The following is a 14,117-nucleotide window of genomic DNA, read 5'->3' as shown; positions in this document are numbered from 1 at the left end:
ACAGCACGGCCCGGAGCACGGCCAGTCGCCTGGCCGGTTTGCACAGCCAGTCGCCTGGCCGGTTTGCACGGCCAGTCGCAAAGCCGACCGTCTCGGCGGCGGCGCGCTGGTCATCAGGCGTTTCCCCCAACCTTCCCCTCCCACAATGCACCGTCTCGGTTCCCGACCGCTCGTCCTGCTCGCGCTCCTCTCGACGCCGCTCGCGGCGCAGCAACGGCCGCCGCAGGAGCGGCCGGCCCCCGCGAGCGCCGCTCCCGCAGGTGCGGCCCCCGTCGCAGCTCCCGCCCAGCGGGCGTCGGTCGACCCGGCGGGCGTCCGGATCATCGCCGACACGACCATCCGCTCGACCGACAACGTCACGATCAAGGGGAAGCCGGTCCCCTATCGGGTGACGGTGGGGACGCAGCCGGTGTGGGACGACAAGAACGTCCCGATCGCCTCGATGTTCTACACTTACTACGAACGCACCGACGTCACCAACCGCGACGCACGCCCGCTGGTGATCTCCTTCAATGGCGGCCCCGGCTCCGCCTCGGTGTGGATGCACATCGCCTACACCGGACCCAAGCAGCTGCGTATCGATGACGAAGGGTACCCGGTGCAACCGTACGGGGTGCAGGACAACCCCAACTCGATCCTCGATGTCGCCGACATCGTCTACATCGACCCAGTGAACACCGGCTTCTCGCGCATCATCGGCGACGCCAAGCGCGAGCAGTTCTTCGGCGTCAACGAGGACATCGCGTACCTCGCGCGCTGGGTCGATGCCTTCGTGACGCGGCAGGGGCGCTGGACGAGCCCCAAGTACCTGATTGGCGAGAGCTACGGGACGACGCGTGTGGCCGGCCTCGTCTCGCGGCTGCAATCGTCGCACTGGATGTTCTTCAACGGGGTGATCCTCGTGTCGCCGACGGGGCTCGGCGTGGAGCGCGACGGCCCGGTGTCGGCGGCACTCCGCCTGCCGTACTTCACGGCGACCGCGTGGTATCACAAGGCACTCCCGGCCGACCTGCAGGGGCGCGACCTGGAGCAGCTGCTTCCCGAGGTGGAGAGCTGGACGATCGACAAGCTCCTCCCGGGGATCGCGCGCGGCGGCTCGCTACCGTCGGCGCAGCGCACCGAACTGGTGAAGCAGTTCGCCCGCTACAGCGGGCTCTCCGAGGGCGCGGTGTCCGAGCACGCCCTGGCAGTCCCGACGCAGTTCTTCTGGAAGGAGCTGCTGCGCACGCGTGGGGTGACGGTCGGCCGTCTCGACTCGCGCTACCAGGGGCTCGACCGCACCGACGCCGGCGATGCCCCCGACTTCGATCCCGCGCTCACCGCCTGGAACCACGCCTTCGCGCCAGCCATCAACCACTACCTGCGCGACCAGCTCAAGTTCAGGACCGACCTGCAGTACTGGCTCTTTGGCCCGGTCAATCCGTGGAACCGCTCGGGTGAGCAGACGGGCGAGCAGCTCCGTCGCTCGATGTCGGAAAACCCGTACCTGCACGTGATGGTGCAGTCGGGCTACTACGATGGCGGCACCGACTATTTCAACGCGAAGTACTCGATGTGGAATCTCGATCCCGCCGGCCGCGTGCAGGACCGGATGACATGGAAGGGGTACCGGTCGGGGCACATGATGTACCTGCGCCGCGATGACCTGGCGACGTCCAACGAGGACATCCGGCAGTTCATCGCCCGCACGACGCCCAAGGCTGGGCAGCCGGCGAAGCGTTAGGGGACGCCTCGGGGGTGTTGCACGCCGTGGCCTCGACGTAGGCTACGGCGTGCCTTCGTCTCGCCCCGTCCCTGCCCCGCTACCTAACGGCAGCCACACGGCCTGCCCGCTGCGATGAGCGACGCCTCCTCGCGGCCGTGGCGCGACCACGCCGTCTCCGCCCTCGCCCGCGAGACCTTTGACCTGCTCGTCATCGGTGGCGGGATCGTGGGGTGCGGGGTGGCGCGCGACGCCGCGCTGCGCGGGCTGCGCGTGGCGCTGTGCGAGAAGGGCGACTTCGCCAGCGGGACGTCGAGCCGTTCGTCGCGCCTGGTGCACGGCGGGGTACGCTACCTCGAGCATGGCCACTTGCACCTGGTGTTCGAATCGAGTCGCGAGCGGCGCCGCCTGCTGCGCATGGCGCCGCACCTCGTACGCCCGCTCGAGTTCACGTGGCCCGTCTACGCGGGGGCGCGCGTGGCGCAGTGGAAGCTGCTGGCGGGGCTCACGCTCTACGATGCGCTTGCCCTCTTTCGCAACGTGGGAAACCACCGGCGCCTGACGCCGCACGGCGTGATCGCGCGCGAGCCCGAGTTGTCGACGTTGGGGCTGGCGGGCGGTGCGATCTACTGGGACGCCGCGACCGACGACGCGCGCCTGACGCTGGCCAACGCCCTCGGGGCCGCCGATGCGGGGGCGACGGTGCTCAACTACGCCGAGGTGACCACGCTAGTTCGCGGCAACGTGCACGGCCGGGGGCGCGCCACCGGGGCGATCGTCCGCGATGGCGTGGGCGGGGGCGAAGTCACCGTGCGCGCGCGGTGCATCGTGAGTGCGGTGGGTCCCTGGACCGACACCGTGCAGCCGCTCGAGGGGGGTGAATCACACACGGGCGTGCTCGGCTCGGCGGGGGTGCACATCGCGGTCCCGCGCCTGCGGGTGGGGAACCGAACGGCCGTCACACTGGTCGCGCCGCAGGATGGGCGCGTGATGTTCGTCCTGCCGGCCGGGATGCAGACGATCATCGGGACGACGGAGACGCCGGCCGCACGCGGTCCCGACGACATCCGCCCCACGCGCGAGGAGGTGCGGTACCTGCTCGCCGCGTGCAACGCGAACTTCCCGGCGGCCCAATTGGGCGACGACGACGTGATGTCGGCATGGTCGGGGATACGGCCGCTCGCGGCCACGCCCGGCGACCACGAGGCGGGGAGCGCGTCGCGGGAGCACACGATCGGCGAGGGGGCGCTTGGCGTCCTCTGGGTGACGGGCGGCAAGCTGACGACCTACCGGGCGATGGCGGAGGATGTCGTGGATCGCGTGTGCGCCGCGTTAGGCGAGACCGAGCGCCCCGGACGTCCACATCGCGAGGTCCTCCTCCCCGGCGGGGCGATGCAGTCGCTGGCGGCCACGGAACACGACGCGGAGGCCGCCATCGGCGACGCCGACGTCGCGCGCCGACTGGTCGGGGCATACGGGAGCGACTGGCGCGAGGTCTGGCGCCCCACGCGCGACGACGTGGCGCTGCGCGCACGCCTCGATGACGCGCTCCCCTACACGCTGGCCGAAGCGGTGCATGCCGTGACGCGCGAGATGGCCGTCACGCTCGGCGACCTCCTCATCCGCCGCACGCACCTGGCGTTCGAGTTGCGCGACCACGGCCTGGCCGCCGCGGTGCAGCTGGCGGAACGACTCGCGCCGCGTCTCGGGTGGGACGCGGCGCGGGTGACGCACGAACTGGGGCGCTACGAGCGCGAGGTGGCGCGGCTGTTCACGATAGAGTGACGCCGCGCCCGGGCCGACGACGCCCGAGCGCTACGACTGCTTGAGCCGAGCGCGCACCGCCCCGACGAAGCGCGCCGCGTCGGCCGGATGGAACTGCTCGAGGAGCGGCGTCTCATCGGTCTTGAAGTTGTCGAAGGTCCACGTCGGCTTCTCGACATAGTCAAAGCGAATCGCCCCGTGCTCGTACGCGATGCCGCGAAGAGCCGACACCGGGAAGCCACGCGCCTTGTCGAAGACCTCGGAGAGGCCGGCGGAGACGGACTTCTCGACCACCCCCTTCATCACCTCCGCAAACGCCCCTCCGTCCTTCTCGGACGAGTCCTTGGCCATCTCGTTCTTCAACTCCGCCTTCACGTGCCGGCTGATGGAGTCGGAGAAGGCGACGACCACCGAATCGTGGCGCAGCGACATGACGAGCGCGCCGTTGGTCGTGCGCATGGAGACGGCGCCGTTGGGCGCTTCCACGAACGAGGGCTTCGATTCGCCCGGGGCGCTGGCCGCCGCCGGCGGCGAGACGGCGTCGCCGGTGTCGGTCGAGACGGAGACGCTGACGGCCTCCCCTGCCACGGCGTCTCCCTCATCACGCTCCGACGAGCAGGCGACGACAAAAGTGCTTGCTGCGAAGAGGACGGCGAGCGGGCGAAAGGCTGACATGGCGTACTCCGGCGGGGTTCAGGATGAGGGCCCTACGTGGCGCGCGCGCCGGAGGTTCCAGCCCCGGCGCGCGACCTCACTCCCGTCACCATATAGTTGGGGCTACCGCGGCGAAAAGCGGCGCGTGTAGACGAGGACGGCGCCGAAGCGCGAGTTGTCGAATCCGCCGCGGCTGGTGGCGGCCACCCCCAGTTCCATATCGCGAAAGGCCACGATCGCCTCCACGTCGCTGGCCGAGATGGCGTCGATGCGCAGGTTGACCGGGATGCCGTCGAGGAAGACCTGGGCGCACCCCGACGAACCGGAGAAGCGAAGGCAGCCGCTGGGCGGGTTGTACCACTGAAGCCCGGCGAGCCGGCCATCCCGCACGAGGTCGCCGAGCGAGAAGGCGTGCCCGCGCAGCTCCTCGATTTCATCGGGGCCGAGGAACCGCTGGAACCCGGCCCCCGACGCCGAGCTGAAGACCCGGCGCACATCGAGGGCAATCACCTCCTTCACGCTCAGCTCCGCCGACTTGCCGGTGATATAGATCGTGTCGCGGCGCGTCTCGTCCTTGAGCAGCTCGAAGGTCTCGGTCACGACCGGATAGTAACCCTTGCGCCTGACGAGCAGCGCATACTTGCCGGGCTTCTTGGCGGTGAAGGTGAAGCCGCCGAAGACATCGGTGGTGGTGGTGTCGAGGACGACCTGCTTGCGATCGAGCAGGGCGAGCTTGGTGGTTGCCACCGGGCGCTGGTTGGCACCGATGACGACGATGCCGTCGATGGTCTGGGCCCCCGCGGTGCCAGCAGCTGCGAGGAAGGCCGAGCCAAACAGCAGCGTGCGGGTAGCGCGAGCGAGGGCGGACATGTGGCACCTGAGTGAAGGGTCGTGGCTCGTGGTACCCGGAAACCAATGGTGGGTGCCACTCGGCATGCGAGGTTCGCGCGCGACGTGCGACAGGGCAGTAGCATGAGTCCCGGTGGCGCCGAACGCCGAGGCGGCGGCTCCGACGGAACGAGGCGGCCCGCCGGAGCGAGACCGCCTCGTCATCATTGCCTGTTTTTCGCCCGCCGTCCACAGGCCCGCGCACAATCGGGCGACGGATCGTGTCTGGCGCCGGCGACCATCCGCGCGAGCGCGGCTTCGCGGTCGCGGCTAGTCGATCTCCTCGACCTGATGGATGGTCACGAGCTGGACGATCTTGAGCTTGCGCGTGCGCGCCGGGAGCTTGAGGAAGGCCACCTCGCCCACGGCCTTGTTGATCAGGGCGCGGCCGATCGGCGAGGACATGGTCACCTGTCCCTCGTCGAAGTTCTCGGAATCGCCGAAGACGAGCGTATACGACTCGGTGACCCGGGTGTCCTGGCATTCGACGATGACCTTGGAGCCGAGGCCCACGCGGTCGGAGGGAATCATGGACATGTCGACCTGCGCGAGCTTGCTCAGGCGCAGGCGCAGCTGCCCCAGGCGGGCCTGCACGAACTGCTGCCGTTCGAGGGCGGCCTTGTACTCCGAGTTCTCGCGCAGGTCGCCCATCTCGACGGCCCGACGGATCTCGTTGGGAAGCGTGACGTTGAGCTCGTACTGCAGCTTCTCGACCTCGGCGCCAAGCTTCTGCTTGAGGGCTTCGAGCATGGGAGCCTACCGGCAATAAAAGGGGAGCGCCCGGCCATGGAGGAGAGGCCGGGCGCGTCGCTAGCGGGGAAGCTAAGCGGCATGCACGGCGAATTCAATTCTCGGGGATGGCTGCCGAGGCTACACTTCGCCCCATGATCCGGACCGAGCGCCACGGCGACGTGGTTCGTGTGGAGATGTCGAATCGGCGCAGCCGCCTTGCCGGCTTCTCGGTGAGCGCCTTTCTCGTGCGCGGCATGCTCGTCGACACCGGCTTTCCCGGGGTTGGGGACGACGTCGAGCGCCTGCTTGCGAGTGAACGGCTCCAGGGGATCCTCGTGTCGCACTTTCATGAGGATCATGCGGGGAACATCGCGGCGGCGGCGCGTCGCGGGATTCCGATCGCCGCGCACCCCGACACGCTGGCGTACGCGCGGGCCCCCGAGCGGCTGGCCTTCTATCGACGCTTTGCCTGGGGGAGCGCCCCCCCACTCACCTCTCCGGTCACCCCATTCGACCCCGAGGGGTTGGAGATGATCCACACGCCGGGGCACTCGCCGGAGCACCAGGTGGTGTGGGACAGTTCGACCGGCACGCTGTTCTCCGCCGACCTGTTCATCGGGGTGAAGGTGCGCGTCGCGCACGAGTACGAGGAACCTCGACGGCTGGTCGAGAGCCTCCAGCGAGTGGTGGCCCTGGCGCCGGCGCGCGTCTTCGACGCGCATCGGGGGCTTGTCGCGGATGGGTTGTCGGCGCTTCGCGCCAAGCTCGCCTGGACCGAGGACCTCATCGGCCGAGTGGACGCGATGGCGCGCGAGCGGATCCCGCCGGCGCGCATCGTGCGCGAGGTGCTGGGCCCCAGCGACTGGACCGACCACATCTCGCGCGGCGAATACTCGCGGGCGAACCTCGTGCGGGCCATCCTGCGGGAGGGTGCCTAACGGCTCCCCCACGGCCCACATCGCACGAGATCGTTAGGCGGCGTCGTACCCCGCGCCACGCACGCCCCGACGCGCGGGCGGCGCCGCGGGCCGCAAGGCGCGCGGCCTCGCGTCCGGCCTCGCGGCGCCCCCGCTACGGCGTGTTGTCGAATCTCCCGCGCGCCGGCCGGTAGATGGCGACCTCCGGGACCGTGGGCGAGAAGAAGGCGACGAAGGCGATGCGCGCCCCCTCGTTCTCCCACGCGCGTTGCTGCGCGAAGGCCCGGCGGTAGCGGGCGTGGATGCGCCCGGTGAAGGGCGAGTGTTCGCGCCAAAGCGGGGGGAGCAGCCCCTCGGCGTTGGCGGTGGCGGCGATCGTCGCCGGGAAGTCGTTGCGGGCGAGCGCGACCTCGCCGCGAAGCGCCGCGGCCATCACCATCCCGAGGGCGGTGTCGCCGGCGATGGCGGGGAGCTGGTCGAGTGCCGCCGCCTCTGCCTTCACCCGCACGGTGTCGCCAAGGGCGGCGCTCAACAAGCCGATGGCGTAGGCGCGCACGTGCGGTTCCATGCCCCGGTGCGGGTGGAGCCAGTCGCGGGGGGCGTCGGCGGTGACGGTGGCCTTCCACTGCTCGAGCGCGGTGCGGAGCGAGGCGAGGGTGGCCGTGTCGGTCCCCGACGACAGCCAGGCCGTCCATGCCGCGAGCGGGAGGCCGAGCGAGGGATCGATCGCGGCCGCCGCTTGGAGCTCCTCCTGCGCCGACACCGTGCGCGTAACGGCAAAGAGCATCTGACCGCGCCAGGCATGGGCGGCGGCGACGATCGCCGGGGAGTGCTGCGAGGCGTCGGTGAGCGGGAGGAGGAGCTCGGCAGCGTGCCAGAGCGAGAGCGGATTGAGGATCCCGGACGAGGTGGCGAGGGCGCGTGACACCTCGAAGATGTCGCGTTCGGTAATGACCTCGGGCGGCGCGATCGCGCCGCTGTCCCCCGCGGCTGCGCGGGCCAAGGTACCAGCGCGCGCGGCGGCATCCGCCGTCAGGCGCAAGACGACCTTCCAGGCCGAGCTGTCCTGCTTGGCATCGGCAGCGATCGCGCGCATGGCGAGGCGCGTGGCAGGCTCGATCTGGTACAGCTCGGAACCCCACCCGATCCAGTTGGCCAGCCGGCGGTCGTCGTACAGGGCGGCGAAGCGCAGGAGCTCGAGGCGCGCCGCCTCGTGGAAGGGCGACAGCTGCAAGACACGCCAGAGCGCCGGGATCGCCCCCACGTGCGAGACGCGACGCGTCGGCTGGTCGACGAGCGAGCGCCCCACCGGCGAGCCGTAGGCGATGAGCGCCGAGTCGATGACGCCGCCGTCGTGGCGATGGACGAAGGCCGCCGCATACCAGAGCGTCGGGTCGTCGTTCACCTCCAGCAGGAGGGTGCGATAGACCGAGTCGCTGCCATGGATGTCGCCGGCCATCCAGCGCTGGTGTGCCTCGAGGAGGCGCCGCTCCGGCGGGGAGAGCCTGGCGCGCAGCCGCGAGGCGCGGGCCAGCGCGCGGCGCGCCCCCGCCTCATCGAGGCGCCAGGCCGCGAGGAGCGACGAACCTAACGCGACGCTGGCGTTGGCCGTATCACGCTCGGCCGCGGCGAAGGCACGACGCGCCTCGCCCAGGCGCCCCCGTCCCAGCGCGACCTGTCCGGCCCGCAGGAACGAGTCGGAGGGCGAGGCGCCGCCGATGGTGTGCCGGAGGGGGCGGGCGAGCGCGGCTGCTGCCCGCTCACGCTCGCCCGCGGTGTCCTGCACGATCGCCGGAGCGGTGCGCCGCAGGCTGTCGGCCAGCTGGGCCAGCGAGGGGAACGGCTTGGGGATGACGCGGGTGCGCAGGCGGTGCGTGATCTGCACCGCGAGGAAGATCCCCCCGGCCACCGTGACGACGGCGCCCAGGTTGGACGCCCACATCATCCACTTGGGCGTGGCCATCATGAGGCCGTCGCGCCCCGGGGGGCGACGCGCGGGGGGGCCCTGGGGCTCGGACGGTGGGGGGGCGGGCGACTCCGGGGGGGAGTCGGGGGAGGACGGCGTTGGCGTGTCGCTGTTCACAGGGATACGGATGCGGAAGTCGGCCCAATGTGCAGCGGCGTGCGGGGTTGCCGCGAGAGTTGCGGGTCACTTGCTTGTCCTGAGTATCCCCGATACCGAATCCCTCCGATGCCGCAGACCGACTCCCGACCGACCCCGCGCGCACACCGGAATGCGCTGCAGCGCGCCACGCACAGCGTTACGCGCTGGCCCTCGCGGCTCATCGCCGCCCTGCTTCTCACCGCCTGCGGCTCCGACATCGGGGTATCGACCACCGAGCCGGTGACCGGCCCCGGGACGGTCTACACCCTCGCCAGCGCGAACGACATCTCGATCCCCGCGACCTTCACCGTCGACGGCACGAACGTCGAGATCCGGAAGGGGGCGCTCACGCTGGGAACCGACTCGAGCTACATCTTCTCGATCGCGATCCGCAGTTCGGTCAACGGATCGACGCCGTCCAACGGCACGACGACGCTGCGCGGCCCCTTCCACCGGAACGGGACGACGCTGGTGCTCGTCCAGCAGTCCGACACCATGTTTGTGGGGACGTACACCCCGAACAACATCAGCCTGCTGCGGGGCGCGGCCGTGGTGACCGGCAACCGCTTCGTCTTCTCCCGTTAGGCAGCGTACGGAGACGGCGACCGCGATGCTTCGCCGCACCGCGCTGGTCTCCTCTTCCGGCCCAGGCCGGCGCGCGCGAACCGCCCTCCTGATCGTCGCCAGCGCGCTGGCGGCGGGCCGGGGGGCGGTGGCACAAGGGAGCGCTGCCGCCGGCGCCACGCCACTTGGCACCCTCCCGCCGGGGATCACCGACGGCTACGCCGCCACCCTGCGCGGCGAATCGTTCGGCTATCACTCCGCGCACCCCACGGCCCGCGCGTCGCTTCTGGTGCGGTCGCTGGACAGCACCAATGCAGCGCGGTGGACCACGGCGCCGGTGGTGGCGAGCGGCGACGCGCCTCGGCAGGTGAGCTTTCTGGCGGCGATGGATGTCGCCGACCCCGGTCAGTCGCCGGTGCGCTTCTGGGTGACGGTGAACGGGGCGCACCGATTCGCCCTGGCGCAGCCCACCACCGACGCCGACACGTGGAGCGTGCGGGGAAGCGACGGCGTGGCCCTGCGCTTCCGGCGCCTCCTGACCGACAAGTTCGGCGACGTGCACGGCGTCTTCACGCTCGACCTCCCGGCCGGTATTGCACCTGTCGGACAGCCGGTGACGCTGCAGGTCCAGGGGGAGAGCGTGGGGCGGATGAGCTGGTTCATCCTCTACACCGTGTCGATGCAGCCGACGGTCAGCGCGCACGCGGAGCAGATGCTGACGCGCGAGGATGGCGGGCTACGACAGACGGTGCGCCTCGATGCGTGGCACCCGTTCCACGCGACGACCATGGCGATCGCCGTCGACGGGAGCTTTCGCGTGAGCGCACGACTCGAGGCGGGGCGCGCGACGGTGCGCGTGAACGTCCCGGCCGTGACGACGCCCACGACGGTGCGCATCGTGGCCACCACCGCGACCGCGCGCGCCGACCTGGGCGCGGTGCCCATCGAGCCGGTGGTGCCACGCGAGGTGCACCTCATCAACCACTCGCACCTGGACATCGGCTACACCGACGTCCACGCGCGCGTGCTCGACAAGCATTGGCGCGGGCTCGACAGCGCGATGGTGTACAGCGAGCGCTCACGCGCCAACCCCGACTGGGGGCGCTTTCGCTGGAACGTGGAAGGGCTCTGGCCGCTCGAGGGCTACCTCGCGACACGGCCGGCGGCCGACACCGCCCGCCTGCTGGCCGCGGTCCGCAACGGCGACCTCACGCTCAACGCGCTCTACGCCAACCTGATGACCGGGCTGTCGGGAAGCGAGGAGTTGTTGCGCCTGACGGAGTACGCGCGGCGGCTCCGGCGGGAGCACGGCCTGGCCATCACTACGGCCACCAGCAGCGACGTCCCCGGCTTCACCTGGGGGATGGTCCCGGCACTGGCGCAGGCGGGGATCCGGTACCTGTCGAGTGGCCCCAACTACATGCCCGGTCCCTCGTACGACGGCGACCGCATCGGGCACACGCTCGCGGCGTGGGGCGACCGGCCGTTCTGGTGGATGGGGCCGAGCGGTCGTGACAGCGTGCTGGTGATGGTCGCGGGACGGGGCTACTCGTGGGCGGGGGGGTGGCCGTCGGGACGCATCTCGCTGGATGATGCGAACCTGATGAGCGAGTACATGGAGACGCTGCGGTCGCGCGGCTACCCGTACGAGATCGTGCAGGTGCGCGTCTCGATCGGCGGCGACAACGGCTTCCCCGACGGCCGTCTCGCCGACGTGGTACGACAGTGGAACGAGCGCTTCGTCTCGCCACGTCTGGTGATCTCGTCGCTCCCGCAGCTGTTCGCGACGATGGAGCGCCGATACGGTGCCACGCTCCCTCGCCTGCGAGGCGACCTCACCGGCTACTGGGAAGACGGGGCGATGAGCACCGCCGCCGAGCAGGTCATGACGCGCGCGAGCGCTGCGCGGATCGTGCAGGCGGGGACGCTGGCCTCGCTGCGCGCCGTGCCACTCTCGTCGCGTGACGTCTCGGCCGCGTGGCGGAGCGTGCTGCTGTGGAGCGAGCACACGTGGGGGGCCGACCGCAGCATCAGCGAGCCCGATTCGCCGGAGACGCTGGCGCAGTGGGCGCTCAAGCGGCAGTTCGCGCTCGACGCCGACTCGGCGAGCCGCGCCCTGCTCTCGCGCGCCAGCGGCGCTGGCGAAGCGGGCAGCGCTGGCGAAGCGAGCGGCGATGCGGGCGGCGCAGCGAAAGCGCGCACGGACGGCGGCGACGGCGCGACGACGCCGGGAGTCGGCGTCGACCTGTGGAACACGCACGAATTCACGGTGCGAGGGGTGACGCTCGTGCCGCCGTCGTTGCAGCTGCAAGGCGCCGTGGTGACCGCCAGCGGGGCGCCCGTGTGGTCGCAGCGACTGCGCGACGGCTCGGTGGCGGTGCTTGTCCCGCTGGCCGCCATGGGGGCGACGCGCCTCTCGGCGCAGCGCATTGGAGCGAGTTCGTCAGGTGCAACTCCCCCGCCGACGCTGGCCGGCCCGACGGCGCGCCCCCAGCCTCCCCGGCGCGCCCACGAGGCGGCAACGCCCGCCCGCGCCGACGGCGACTCGTTATGGAACGGTCGCGTCGTCGTGCGCATCGACAGTGTCACCGGCGCGGTGGCCAGCGTGCGCTGGCGCGGACGCGAACTGGTCGATCGCGCGCGCGGGGGGTGGAACCGCTACCGCTACGTCGCGGGACGCGACACCAGCGCCGCGCGCGATGCGGCGCGCCCGCGCCTCGACGTGCTGGACGACGGCCCGCTCGTCGCCACGCTGCGCGTCACGAGCGACGCCCCGGGGGCCGAGTCGCTGGTACGCGACGTAACGCTGCACGCGGGCGATGACGCAGTGCGCGTCGTGACCCGCATCGACAAGCGACTCGTGCGGGACAAGGAGGCGGTGCACCTCGCCTTTCCGCTGGCCGTGCCGGGTGGCGTGGTGCGCATGGAGCAGGGGTTGGCCATCGTGCGACCGGACGTCGACCAGGTCGATGGCGCCAACCGCAACGTGTATCCGGTGCAACGCTGGCTCGACGCGAGCAACGCCGACTTCGGGGTGACGCTCGTGACCCCCGACCTCCCGCTCTGGCAGCTGAACGGGCTCACCGCCGAGGCGTTCAAGCAGCCCGACGGCCGTGAAGCGTGGCTGCGCCGGGCGCTCCCCGGTACGGAGTTGGTCGCGTATGCGATGAACAACTACTGGCACACGAACTTCAAGGCCGACCAGCCCGGGCCTGTGACGTTCCGCGTCACGCTCGTTGCGCATGGCCCGTTCGATGCCGCCGAGGCAACAAGAGCGGGATTGCAGGCGAGCGAGCCACCACTGGCCCTCCCCGCTTCGGCGGCGACCACGCGCCTGCGCTTCACGCTCGACAACCCGCGGGTGATCGTCTCGAGCATCGTGCCCGCCGCCGACAGCCGCGCCGACCTCGTGCGCCTGTGGAACCCGACGCACGAACCGCAGCGCGTGGCGCTGCGGTTCGGCGACCGAGGTCAGCGGCGCATCTGGCGCAGCTCCCCCGACGAGGAGCGCGGTCCCCTGGCACCGACGCACGTCGCGCTCCCCGCGATGGGGAGCGTGACGCTGCGCATCGAGCGCCGCTGACCGCTACTTGGTCTTCTCGTACTCGCTGCGCAGGCGTGCCATCATCGCCTCGCGCTTGTCGTACAGGCGGCGCAGCGGACGCTTCTTGCGCTTGGCGAGCGCGTACGACGTGAGCAGCGGGAGCGCCACCGTCGAGTCGAGGTAGCAGACCACGGCGTCGGGGAGGCGATCGGGGTCGATCTTCCCCCAACTCACCGCCTCGGCGGGTGTTGCACCTGACAGGCCACCGGTGTCGGGGCGTGCGTCGGTGATCTGCAGGAAGTAGTCGTGCCCCTTCTCGTCGATGCCTAACACTTCCTGGATCTGCGGCTCGGTCTGCAGGGCGAAATTCTTGGGGCTTCCGCCGCCGAGGATGCAGATGGCGCTGCGCCCGCCGGAGCGCTTGGCATTGAGCACGATCGACGCCGTCTCGTTCACGTCGAGGTTGGGATCGATCGTGCACTTGTTCCCGTCGAGCGAGAGCGCGGCGATGTTCATCCCGATCGACGAGTCACCCGGCGACGAGGTGTAGATCGGGACGCCGCACTTGTAGGCGGCGCTCAAGAGCGACTTCTGCCCGATCCCGAGCTTGCGCTCGCGCTCCCGCACGTACTTCCCGCAGAGATAGTGAAACTCGGCGCTCGACATGGGGCGCTGGAACTCCGGCCCCTGCACCACCGCGCGGAAGAAGGCATCGGTCGAGAGGAGGACGTCGTAGTCGAAGAAGATGTCGTAGATGCGCACGACGCCTTCCTCGCGCAGCATCACGTCGGAGGTCTGCGGGTTGCCGCGGTGCATGGCGAGCCCGAGCCCGAAGTGCGTGTCGTGATAGAGATTGGCGCCGGTGGAGATGATCCAGTCGACGAAGCCCGCCTCGATGAGCGGGATGACGGCGGCCATGCCGAGCCCCGCCGGGGTGAGCGCGCCGGTCATGGTGAGGCCGATCGTCACCGTGGGATCGAGCATCTTCTCGGTGAAGAGCTGGCACGCCTCGCGCAGGCGCCCGCCGTTGTAGGCGAGATACGTCCCGTCGATGAGGTCGACGACCTTCTCCTTGCCGTTGATCTTGCGCGGATCGATGCGCCCGCCCTTGAGGAAGCGCGACGCCGGGCCGGCGCCGTGCGCCTTCCCCGCCTGCTCCCGCGCTTCGGCAGCCTTCTTCTGCGACGATTTAGGCCCGGAGGCCGAGGCCCGCTTGACCGTCGCCCCAATGCGCGACGCCTTGAGCCC

At 70.7% G+C, this 14,117-nt stretch carries 10 protein-coding genes; 5 read left to right on the top strand and 5 right to left on the bottom strand.

Going from position 1 to position 14,117, the window contains the following annotated elements; genetic code table 11:
• Nucleotides 1-145: 145 nt before the first annotated feature.
• Nucleotides 146-1,723: a carboxypeptidase gene (locus IPN47_08485; GenBank protein MBK9408070.1), complete on the top strand. Its 1,578-nt coding sequence runs from the start codon at nucleotides 146-148 to the stop codon at nucleotides 1,721-1,723.
• Between the two features lie 114 nt (nucleotides 1,724-1,837).
• Entirely contained in the window at nucleotides 1,838-3,487 is a 1,650-nt protein-coding gene (locus IPN47_08480; protein MBK9408069.1) for a glycerol-3-phosphate dehydrogenase/oxidase, read from the top strand.
• 30 nt (nucleotides 3,488-3,517) lie between these two features.
• On the opposite strand, the gene IPN47_08475 is transcribed toward IPN47_08480, so the two are convergent.
• The 3 genes from IPN47_08475 to IPN47_08465 form a co-directional block, all read right to left on the bottom strand.
• A complete protein-coding gene (locus tag IPN47_08475) occupies nucleotides 3,518-4,141 on the bottom strand; it encodes a hypothetical protein (protein ID MBK9408068.1) in 624 nt (207 codons plus the stop codon).
• 102 nt (nucleotides 4,142-4,243) lie between these two features.
• A complete protein-coding gene (locus IPN47_08470) occupies nucleotides 4,244-4,990 on the bottom strand; it encodes a carboxypeptidase regulatory-like domain-containing protein (protein ID MBK9408067.1) in 747 nt (248 codons plus the stop codon).
• A 288-nt stretch (nucleotides 4,991-5,278) separates the two neighbouring features.
• A complete protein-coding gene (locus tag IPN47_08465) occupies nucleotides 5,279-5,758 on the bottom strand; it encodes a GreA/GreB family elongation factor (GenBank protein MBK9408066.1) in 480 nt (159 codons plus the stop codon).
• A 134-nt stretch (nucleotides 5,759-5,892) separates the two neighbouring features.
• On the opposite strand from IPN47_08465, the gene IPN47_08460 reads away from it, so the two are divergent.
• Entirely contained in the window at nucleotides 5,893-6,678 is a 786-nt protein-coding gene (locus IPN47_08460) for an MBL fold metallo-hydrolase (GenBank protein MBK9408065.1), read from the top strand.
• A gap of 133 nt (nucleotides 6,679-6,811) precedes the next feature.
• Here the strand turns inward: IPN47_08460 and IPN47_08455 are convergent, their stop codons facing one another.
• Entirely contained in the window at nucleotides 6,812-8,623 is a 1,812-nt protein-coding gene (locus IPN47_08455) for a hypothetical protein (GenBank protein ID MBK9408064.1), read from the bottom strand.
• 225 nt (nucleotides 8,624-8,848) lie between these two features.
• On the opposite strand from IPN47_08455, the gene IPN47_08450 reads away from it, so the two are divergent.
• Together IPN47_08450 and IPN47_08445 are read left to right on the top strand one after the other, a co-directional pair.
• The gene (locus tag IPN47_08450; protein ID MBK9408063.1) at nucleotides 8,849-9,346 is read left to right on the top strand and encodes a hypothetical protein; all 498 of its coding nucleotides are present in this window, start codon (nucleotides 8,849-8,851) and stop codon (nucleotides 9,344-9,346) included.
• A 25-nt stretch (nucleotides 9,347-9,371) separates the two neighbouring features.
• Nucleotides 9,372-12,908: a hypothetical protein gene (locus IPN47_08445; protein MBK9408062.1), complete on the top strand. Its 3,537-nt coding sequence runs from the start codon at nucleotides 9,372-9,374 to the stop codon at nucleotides 12,906-12,908.
• A gap of 3 nt (nucleotides 12,909-12,911) precedes the next feature.
• On the opposite strand, the gene IPN47_08440 is transcribed toward IPN47_08445, so the two are convergent.
• The gene (locus tag IPN47_08440) at nucleotides 12,912-14,099 is read right to left on the bottom strand and encodes a deoxyhypusine synthase (protein MBK9408061.1); all 1,188 of its coding nucleotides are present in this window, start codon (nucleotides 14,097-14,099) and stop codon (nucleotides 12,912-12,914) included.
• Nucleotides 14,100-14,117: the final 18 nt, after the last annotated feature.

This window comes from Gemmatimonadota bacterium (assembly GCA_016719105.1).
Classification (GTDB): Bacteria; Gemmatimonadota; Gemmatimonadetes; order Gemmatimonadales; family Gemmatimonadaceae; genus SCN-70-22.
This window is presented reverse-complemented; position numbering and strand designations above follow the sequence as displayed.

Bases quoted from the DNA above. Each gene is read 5' to 3' on its own strand.
- IPN47_08450 (MBK9408063.1), top strand. From the start codon at position 8,849: ATGCCGCAGACCGACTCCCGACCGACCCCGCGCGCACACCGGAATGCG.
- IPN47_08460 (MBK9408065.1), top strand. From the start codon at position 5,893: ATGATCCGGACCGAGCGCCACGGCGACGTGGTTCGTGTGGAGATGTCG.
- IPN47_08470 (MBK9408067.1), bottom strand. From the start codon at position 4,990: ATGTCCGCCCTCGCTCGCGCTACCCGCACGCTGCTGTTTGGCTCGGCC.
- IPN47_08445 (MBK9408062.1), top strand. From the start codon at position 9,372: ATGCTTCGCCGCACCGCGCTGGTCTCCTCTTCCGGCCCAGGCCGGCGC.
- IPN47_08475 (MBK9408068.1), bottom strand. From the start codon at position 4,141: ATGTCAGCCTTTCGCCCGCTCGCCGTCCTCTTCGCAGCAAGCACTTTT.
- IPN47_08480 (MBK9408069.1), top strand. From the start codon at position 1,838: ATGAGCGACGCCTCCTCGCGGCCGTGGCGCGACCACGCCGTCTCCGCC.
- IPN47_08485 (MBK9408070.1), top strand. From the start codon at position 146: ATGCACCGTCTCGGTTCCCGACCGCTCGTCCTGCTCGCGCTCCTCTCG.
- IPN47_08455 (MBK9408064.1), bottom strand. From the start codon at position 8,623: ATGATGGCCACGCCCAAGTGGATGATGTGGGCGTCCAACCTGGGCGCC.
- IPN47_08465 (MBK9408066.1), bottom strand. From the start codon at position 5,758: ATGCTCGAAGCCCTCAAGCAGAAGCTTGGCGCCGAGGTCGAGAAGCTG.